This is a genomic window from Pseudomonas sp. LAIL14HWK12:I10 (assembly GCF_900184205.1).
GTDB lineage: Bacteria > Pseudomonadota > Gammaproteobacteria > Pseudomonadales > Pseudomonadaceae > Aquipseudomonas > Aquipseudomonas kermanshahensis.
The window spans coordinates 72,637-79,754 of the sequence record NZ_FXWU01000018.1; the positions used below are offsets into that span (position 1 = coordinate 72,637).

Sequence of the window (7,118 nt, forward strand, 5' to 3'; positions counted from 1 at the left end):
GTAGATACTGGGAGGCCTTTGGCCTCCATTCGCAGCACAAGGCTGCTCCTACAGAGATTTTGTAGGAGCAGCCTTGTGCTGCGAATGGGCCGCAAAGCGGCCCCCGTTCACAACAATCAGGCCAACGCCTCAGCCTGATCCTCCCGCACGTCCGCCTTCACCTCATCCAGCCGGCTGATGAACTTCCAGTCCGCCTCGTCGATGTAGATGCCATTCGGCCCGCTGCCACCTTCCAGGTCGATCGCCACCTTGGCCGACACCTGCGGCTTCACACTCGCCAGAATCGGCACGAAGCCCAGCTGCAAGCTGGTCTCCAGCAGTGCCGCCTGGTTGCGTTCGTCGATGTCTGCCGCCTCGTCGAGGTAGTACGGCAAGCGAATGCGCCCGGCCAGGTCGCGGTCCATCAGGTGCAGCAACAAGTACATGTTGGTCAGCGCCTTGATGGTCATGGTGGTGCCGTTGGACGCGGCGCCGTCGATGTCGGCGTGGATCACCGGCTGCCCATTGACCTTGGTGATCTCGAACGCCAGCTCGAACAGGTCCTTGAGGCCCAGCTGGTTGTGGTTGGCCGCCACCAGCCGTGCCAGGTACTCCTTGGCTTCTTCGTTCTTGTGGTCCTGGTCCGAGCTTTGGGTCAGGTCGAACACCGACAGGGTCTCGCCTTCCTCGTACTGGCCGGCGCTGTGGATGATCTGGTCGATGTGCTTGAGCGCCTCTTTGTTTGGCGCCAGCACCACGCGGAAGCTCTCCAGGTTGGACACCTGGCGCTTGTTGATCTCGCGGTTGAACAGGGCCAGCTGGTGCTCGAGGCTGTCGTAGTCGCTGCGGATGTTGCGCAGGGTCCGGGCGATGTCGGTGACGGCCGCGCGGCGTGCCTTGGCCAGGGTCAGGGCCTCGTCGGTGCGGTGCGCATAGGCGTTGACCAGCAGTTGTAGACGGCGCTCCATGTCGTCTTCGCTGTCGAACTTGGCCACGCCCTTGAGGCGCACCTGGGCGTACAGCGCCTCGATCTGGTTATCCACCCGCTGCAGGCCCTGCCAGCTGTCCTGGTAGTCATTGAGCATCGGCAGCAGGTTGTCCATGGAGTCGTCGATCGCTTCCATGAACGGCGTGCCGTAGGGCAGGTCGGCCGGCAACAGCTGGCGGCGACGCAGGGCGTCTTCCAGGGTGCGTTGCTTGGACTCGAGGTCGCCGATCTGCCGGCCGACCAGTTGCAGCTTGGCCGACAGTTGCTGGACGCGTTCGGTGAAGGCGTCGCTGGAGCGCTTGAGCTCGTCTTGGGCGGCTTCCAGTTGCGACAGCTGCTCCAGTTTCTCGGGCTCTTCGGCGGCCAGGGTTTCGCTGCGGCGGAAGTCTTCCAAGGCTTTTTGCGCGTCCAGTACCGCTTGGTACAGGGTTTCGGTCTGCGCCTTGGAGGCGGAGCGGTCGGCGGCTACGGCCTGCTGGGTCTTGAGCTGCTTGAGCTCTTTTTCCAGGCGCTCTTTTTGGTCGCGAAGGGCGGCGCGGTCGGCCAGGGCCTGCAAGGCCGGTGGGTCGATGTGCGACAGGTCGATGGACAGGCCGGGCGCTTCGAAACGCTCGCCCTTGAACCCGTCGAGCACGGCTTCCAGCGACTTTACCCACAGGTCGTTGTCGTCCAATTCGATACCGCGCTCGCCCAGCGGCAGGCTGAACAGGGCGCCGTTGAACAGGCGCATCAGGCGGTCAACATCCTGCTGCGAGAACTCTTCGCGCAGGCGGGCGTAGCTGTTGTTGTCGGCGTGGTCGAGCTGCTGGCGAACCTGCTTGAGGCGTTTTTCCAGGTCGCGTACGCGCTCGTCCAGGTCTTCGGCCGAGAACTGCCGCGATTGGGCCAGGGCGCCGGCCAGTTCGTCGTGGGCGTCTTTGGCGGCCAGCAACTGCTGCTCCAGCACCTTGACGTCATCGACCAGGGCGAAGCGGTGCTTGAGCACTGACAACTCGCCAAGCCAGCGCTGGATGCCGGTGATTTCACGTTCCAGGCGCATCAGCTCCTGAGTGCCGCCACGTTGGTCGTTCTGCAACCGGTCCTGTTCGCCGCGGTAGTGCTCGGACTGGATGACCAGCTCTTCCTTGCGTGCCATGGCGTATTCCTGCCAGGTGCCCAGCAGGTTGTCGAGCAGTGGCGAAAGGCGGTGCAGCTTGCCGCGCAGGATGTCGCGTTGGGCCACGCCACCGGCCAGGGCTTCGACCAGTGGGCCAGCGGCGACCAGGGCGTTGTAGTCCTGCTCCATGCGGCGCACATCGCGGAAGGCTTCTTCACAGGCTGCGATGTAGTCGACGCTGCCCGAGCGCAGGCTGTGCTCGAAGGCATCGAGGAACAGCTGCTTGAGCTTGGCGGCGGTGATTTCGCGCATGTGCAGCAGGTTGATGAACAGCGCGCGGAAGGTTTTCAGGCTTTGCTCGCTGGTCGAGCGCAGCGGGATCATGGTCAGGTCCAGCGGCACCGAGGTGTGGCCGCCGACCAGCAGCCGGCGCAGTTCGTCGGGCTTGAGCTCGTAGGCCTTCAGGCCCAGGCGCTCCAGGTTGGTGAACAGCTCCTTCTGGCGCAGGCAGGTGTCGTTCTTCTGGTAGTGGGCCAGGTCCAGCTCGCCTTTGTAGGCGAAGAACTGGTGGCCGAAACCGCCACCCGGGCCGCGGCCGACCACACCGATCACGTGCGGGCCGTGGGGCAGGTTCAGTTCGCAGAGAATGTACGAGGTATCGCTGGCGAAGTAGAAACGACGCGACTGCTCCAGGCTGTACTTGCCGAAGCTCATGTCAGACATGCGCGCCAAAATCGGGAACTGCAGGGCGTTGATCGACGCCGATTTACCCAGGTTGTTGGCGCCGTACACCGACAGCGGGTGTTCCAGCGGGAACAGGCCGAGGCTGTAGCCGGCGGTGTTGAGCAATGCAAAGCGGCGGATGCCGTAGCGTTCCTGGCTCATGCGTCAATCTCCTGTTGCTCTTCGCGGATGGCCCGGGCCAGGGCGTCCTCTTCGCTCTCGTCGCCTTCGAACGGCGACAGGTCGAGTGGGTCGTCGGTGCGGTTGAGTTGTTCCGGGCTTTCTTCCTCGACCAGTACCGGTGTCGGCAAGGGCAGGTCGCTGTGCAGGGTGGCAGCCAGGTCGCGGTCCTGCTGGACCGACAGGCACACATCGAGGAAGCGGTGCATCGGCGGCAGGAAGCGGTAGATGCCGCCTTCCTCGTGGGCGAAGCCGAGCTGGGTCATGCGCCGGAGGATCTTCTCTTCGAGTTCGTCGACGGTTTGCACCTCGGCCTGCAGGAACAGGTCGCGGTACTTGTCCAGCAGCGAGGGCAGCTCGTCGCGGCCGATGCTGCCGCCGTCGAGCACGGCCATCGGGTCGCGGCCTTGGTCGGCCAGGTGCTCGACCAGGATGAAGGTGAACAACGACAGGCGCTGGGCGGTCTTGTTGACCTGCGCGGCGGCAAGCTCGGGCACGAAGTAATAGAAGCCACGGGTGTCGCACACCAGCTCGAAGCCCAGGGCCTTGAACAGGGTGCGGTACTGGTCCTGGAAGTTCGACAGCTGAGCGTACAGCTCCGGGTCACGGCGGCTGACGTGGAAACCTTTGAACAGCTCGCGGAAGATCGGCGCGAGCTGGGACAGTTCGGAAAGATCAAGATGCATTGGCTGGGCTCGCGTTGGATTCGGCAGTCGTTCGGGCGACGTCTTCACGGCTGGACGTCAGGGCGAACGAGCGCAGGCTGACCAGGTGTTCGTGGGTGGTGTAGTCGCGGCGCTCGAGGCGCTCGCGCTTGAAGCGCTTTTCTCGGGACAGGCGCGAGAACCAGTACAGCAGTTCGTCGGTGGCGCCTTCGGGCTCCTGGTCCAGCAGCCAGACCATCAGGTCGGGCAGCGGCAGGGCCTGCTCGCAGCGTTCGAGCATTTCCTTGACCGTGCGTGGCGCGCGCGGCAGCGGGTCTTTGTCGGTCTTGTGCGCCTTGGGGAAGCGCGCAGGCTTGGGCTCGAAACGGGCCAGGGCGTAAACATAAGCCTCGACTTGGCTGGCACTGCCGAGGAAGGTGCTCTGCGGCCGAGTGAACATCGGCATGGCCGCTTGCGGCACGGCATCGATGCCCTTGCGGCGGATCACCGACAGGGCCAACGCAGCGCCACGGGTCACGGCGTTGTGCCGGCGCGCTTCTTCGCGCAGGGGCAGCAGCAATTCACGGGCGTGGCGCAGGGTCAGCTGGGCGCTGGTTTGCATTTCCAGAATGCGCGCGTGGGTGCGCAGCAGCATGTCGTCGTCGACCAGGTGGCCGAGGCGCGCCTGTTCGCCCAGCAGGCGCAGCAGCACGGTCTCGACCTTGCGCACGCCTTGTTCGAAGGCGCCGTCGGCGTTGACCAGTTGGATCATCGGCTCGACGTATTCGTCCCAGGTTGCGAGGACTTCGGCGTAGCGCTGGCGCAGCGGGATCTGCCGGTTGCTGGTCTTGGCCCGTTCGGCCACGGCCACCAGTGCCTGCTCGTCGTTGTCGAGCTTTTTGAGCACATCGCGCACGCGCATGTCGAGCAGGCGCAGCTGGCGCGCCAGGTCGTCGCTGTCGCGGTTGTCGAAGGCGTCCTGGATGTGCCCGGCGAGGCGCTCCAGGTGGCGCAGGTAGGCTTCGATCTCCAGGCACAGGCCCAAGCGGTGTTCACGGCGCAGGTAGGCGAGGAAGTCGTGGATCTGGGCGTTGAGCTCGAAGCGGTTCGGGCTCTTGGCCACCGGGACCAGGATATCCAGGCGGATCCACACGTCGAGCAGCTGGGTGATGTCCTGCGGGGTGCTTTCGACCTGCTGGCGGGCCACATGCTGGCGCAGTTCGACCAGGCTCAGGGTGCCCTGGTCGAAACGTTCGCACAGTGGCTCGATCAGGGCCCAGTGTTCGGCTAGGGCGCGCAGGACGCGCTTGGGTTCGATCATTGGCTTCGACTCGTTGCCAAGAAAAAGGGGGCGATTGTACTGCATCCAGGGGGGAGGATTTCACCCCTTGGTCTGTAATGAGAGATGTCCCTTGGTTTTTTAGGGGTATGGCGGGAGCGCTTTGGCGCCTGTGAGATCGAGCGCCGCCCGCGCGGCGCTCGATCTCAACAACACTGCAAAACCCAAGGCGTACGCGTTAGAATGCCCGATTGTTTCAACCCTCCGGATACCCGCCCAGTGCTGACCGAACCCCGTCGCCGCGCCTACCTCTCCGCCATGCAAGTGGTGCACTGGCTGCCGCGCGCCGAACTGCCGTTCGCCGCACCGTCGCGCCCCGAACTGCTATTGCCGGTGGCGCCGGTCGAAGACATCGACTTCGAGGTCAGGCCTGCACCGGCGGCCAACCAGCCGGCGCCAGCCGCCCCTCAGGCACGCTCTGGCGAACGCCCGAAAATCGAAATTCCGCGCCCCGGCAGCACCGCAAAGCCCGCCGCCAAGCCAGCCGAAGCTGAGCCAGAAGCGCCCGCGCCGCGCCCAGCCCCGGTGCCGCCGCCACGTTTCTCGCTGCAGTTGCTGCGTGCCGGCAGTTGCCTGCTGTTGGTGGAACTGGCCACCGGCCAGCCCTTCCAGAGCCGCGACCCGTCCTACTTGCTGCTCAAGGACATGCTGCGCGCCGCCGGCCTGCCCGACGCCCCGCAGATCATCGGCGAGCCAGTACGCTGGCCGTTGCTGGTGCGCGGCAACATGGACCAGGGCCCGGACGCCGCACGCGATTTTGTCCAGGGGTTCATCCAGGCGCGCCTGGAAGAAGCCCCGTGCAACTGCTTGTGGCTGATCGGCCTGCCCGCGCTGCGCTTCGCCGGCAATGCCGATGCGCACACCTACTACCAAGTACTGAAGCTCGAGGGCCTGGGCGACGCCTGGGCCTTGCCGGGCCTTGAACTGTTGATGGACGAGCCGCAGCGCAAGGCGGACGTCTGGAAAGCCATGCGCCAGCTGATGGCGCGCTGGAAGAGCGTTGAATGAGTGAATCGATCAGTTTCCGCCCGATGACCGAGGCGGATCTGGATGCCGTGCTTAAGATCGAATATGCCGCGTTCAGTCATCCCTGGACCCGCGGAATCTTTCAGGATGCGCTCAAGTCCTACGAAGTGTGGCTGATGTTCGATGGCCAGCAGCAGGTCGGCCACGGCGTGATCAACGTGATCATCGACGAGGCGCACCTGCTCAACATCACCGTCAAACCCGAGAACCAGGGGTGTGGCCTGGGCCTGCGTCTGCTCGAGCACCTGATGGCGCGGGCTTACCAGCTCAATGGCCGCGAGTGCTTCCTGGAGGTGCGCGCCAGCAACCAGTCGGCGTATCGGTTGTATGAGCGCTATGGCTTCAACGAGATCGGCCGCCGGCGGGATTACTACCCCATGGCGGGCGGGCGCGAGGATGCGCTGGTGATGGCTTGTACGTTGTTCGAAGAGTGAAGGTGCGGTCCATTTGCTGATGCGCTGGCTGCCAGCCCTCTAGCGCATGCTATGGCGTGGTGCCGATTCACCCGTTGCTGCGCTCGGCTTCCGAGTTACCCCAGAAACGCTCCTGGCATATTTACCAGTATACAAAGGGCTTCGCGTTCTGAATCATTGGGATGGGAATTCTGAGTATTACGACCATGAAGACTTTCACGGGTGCTTGGTTTTTTTATGAAGGGGATGCAGTACGCACTGTTTGGCAGGAAGGCCGTTGCAGTTCGTTGTTCCAGGCTGCGGGTATGCGGCTTGTCGAACGAAAGGTTGCCAATGATCTTCAGCAAACGATGATGCTTGCTTCGGATGGCATGGGCTCTGTGATAGGTGAGTCCGGTACACGATCTAAATCGGTAGCCTATTCACCTTATGGCTTCCAGAGGGGTATGGAGTCGCTGATTGGCTTCGCAGGCCAGATGCAGTCATTGTTGCCAATCGGTTACTTTCTTGGGAACGGTTATCGTTTTTTTGACGTTGTTACCCATCGCTTCAACTCGCCTGATGAATTCAGTCCGTTTGGTAGAGGAGGCGTGAATGCGTATGTTTACTGCGGGGGTGACCCAGTGAATCGTACGGACCCTAGTGGCCACATCACCTACTATTATGGCTTATCAAGCCACTTTGATTGGGTGGCGTCGCTTACAGCACCCACTGCACCCACTGCACCCAC

The 7,118-nt window shown here is 63.5% G+C and carries 6 protein-coding genes; 3 read left to right on the forward strand and 3 right to left on the reverse strand.

Annotated elements, in window-relative coordinates; all coding sequences use genetic code 11:
• Nucleotides 1–116: 116 nt before the first annotated feature.
• Genes mksF through mksB form a run of 3 tightly spaced genes read right to left on the reverse strand, consistent with a single transcriptional unit; the run spans nucleotide 117 to nucleotide 4,931 of the window.
• Complete coding sequence (gene mksF, locus QOS90_RS26020; RefSeq protein ID WP_085274310.1) at nucleotides 117–2,948, reverse strand: Mks condensin complex protein MksF; 2,832 nt, start codon at nucleotides 2,946–2,948, stop codon at nucleotides 117–119.
• Complete coding sequence (gene mksE / locus QOS90_RS26025) at nucleotides 2,945–3,652, reverse strand: Mks condensin complex protein MksE (protein ID WP_027594515.1); 708 nt, start codon at nucleotides 3,650–3,652, stop codon at nucleotides 2,945–2,947. The genes mksF and mksE overlap by 4 nt, the downstream gene beginning before the upstream one ends.
• Nucleotides 3,642–4,931: an Mks condensin complex protein MksB gene (gene mksB / locus QOS90_RS26030; RefSeq protein ID WP_027594514.1), complete on the reverse strand. Its 1,290-nt coding sequence runs from the start codon at nucleotides 4,929–4,931 to the stop codon at nucleotides 3,642–3,644. The genes mksE and mksB overlap by 11 nt, the downstream gene beginning before the upstream one ends.
• Before the next feature lie 237 nt (nucleotides 4,932–5,168).
• On the opposite strand from mksB, the gene QOS90_RS26035 reads away from it, so the two are divergent.
• The 3 genes from QOS90_RS26035 to QOS90_RS26045 form a co-directional block, all read left to right on the forward strand.
• Nucleotides 5,169–5,957: an energy transducer TonB gene (locus QOS90_RS26035; protein ID WP_085274312.1), complete on the forward strand. Its 789-nt coding sequence runs from the start codon at nucleotides 5,169–5,171 to the stop codon at nucleotides 5,955–5,957.
• Nucleotides 5,954–6,409: a ribosomal protein S18-alanine N-acetyltransferase gene (rimI, locus tag QOS90_RS26040; protein ID WP_027594512.1), complete on the forward strand. Its 456-nt coding sequence runs from the start codon at nucleotides 5,954–5,956 to the stop codon at nucleotides 6,407–6,409. The genes QOS90_RS26035 and rimI overlap by 4 nt, the downstream gene beginning before the upstream one ends.
• 185 nt (nucleotides 6,410–6,594) lie before the next feature.
• On the forward strand, nucleotides 6,595–7,118 hold a 524-nt coding region (locus QOS90_RS26045; protein WP_283600572.1), incomplete at its 3' end, for an RHS repeat-associated core domain-containing protein.

Excerpts from the sequence above, each read along its gene's own strand:
- mksF (WP_085274310.1), bottom strand. The coding sequence starts at position 2,948 with ATGAGCCAGGAACGCTACGGCATCCGCCGCTTTGCATTGCTCAACACC.
- mksB (WP_027594514.1), bottom strand. The coding sequence starts at position 4,931 with ATGATCGAACCCAAGCGCGTCCTGCGCGCCCTAGCCGAACACTGGGCC.
- rimI (WP_027594512.1), top strand. The coding sequence starts at position 5,954 with ATGAGTGAATCGATCAGTTTCCGCCCGATGACCGAGGCGGATCTGGAT.
- mksE (WP_027594515.1), bottom strand. The coding sequence starts at position 3,652 with ATGCATCTTGATCTTTCCGAACTGTCCCAGCTCGCGCCGATCTTCCGC.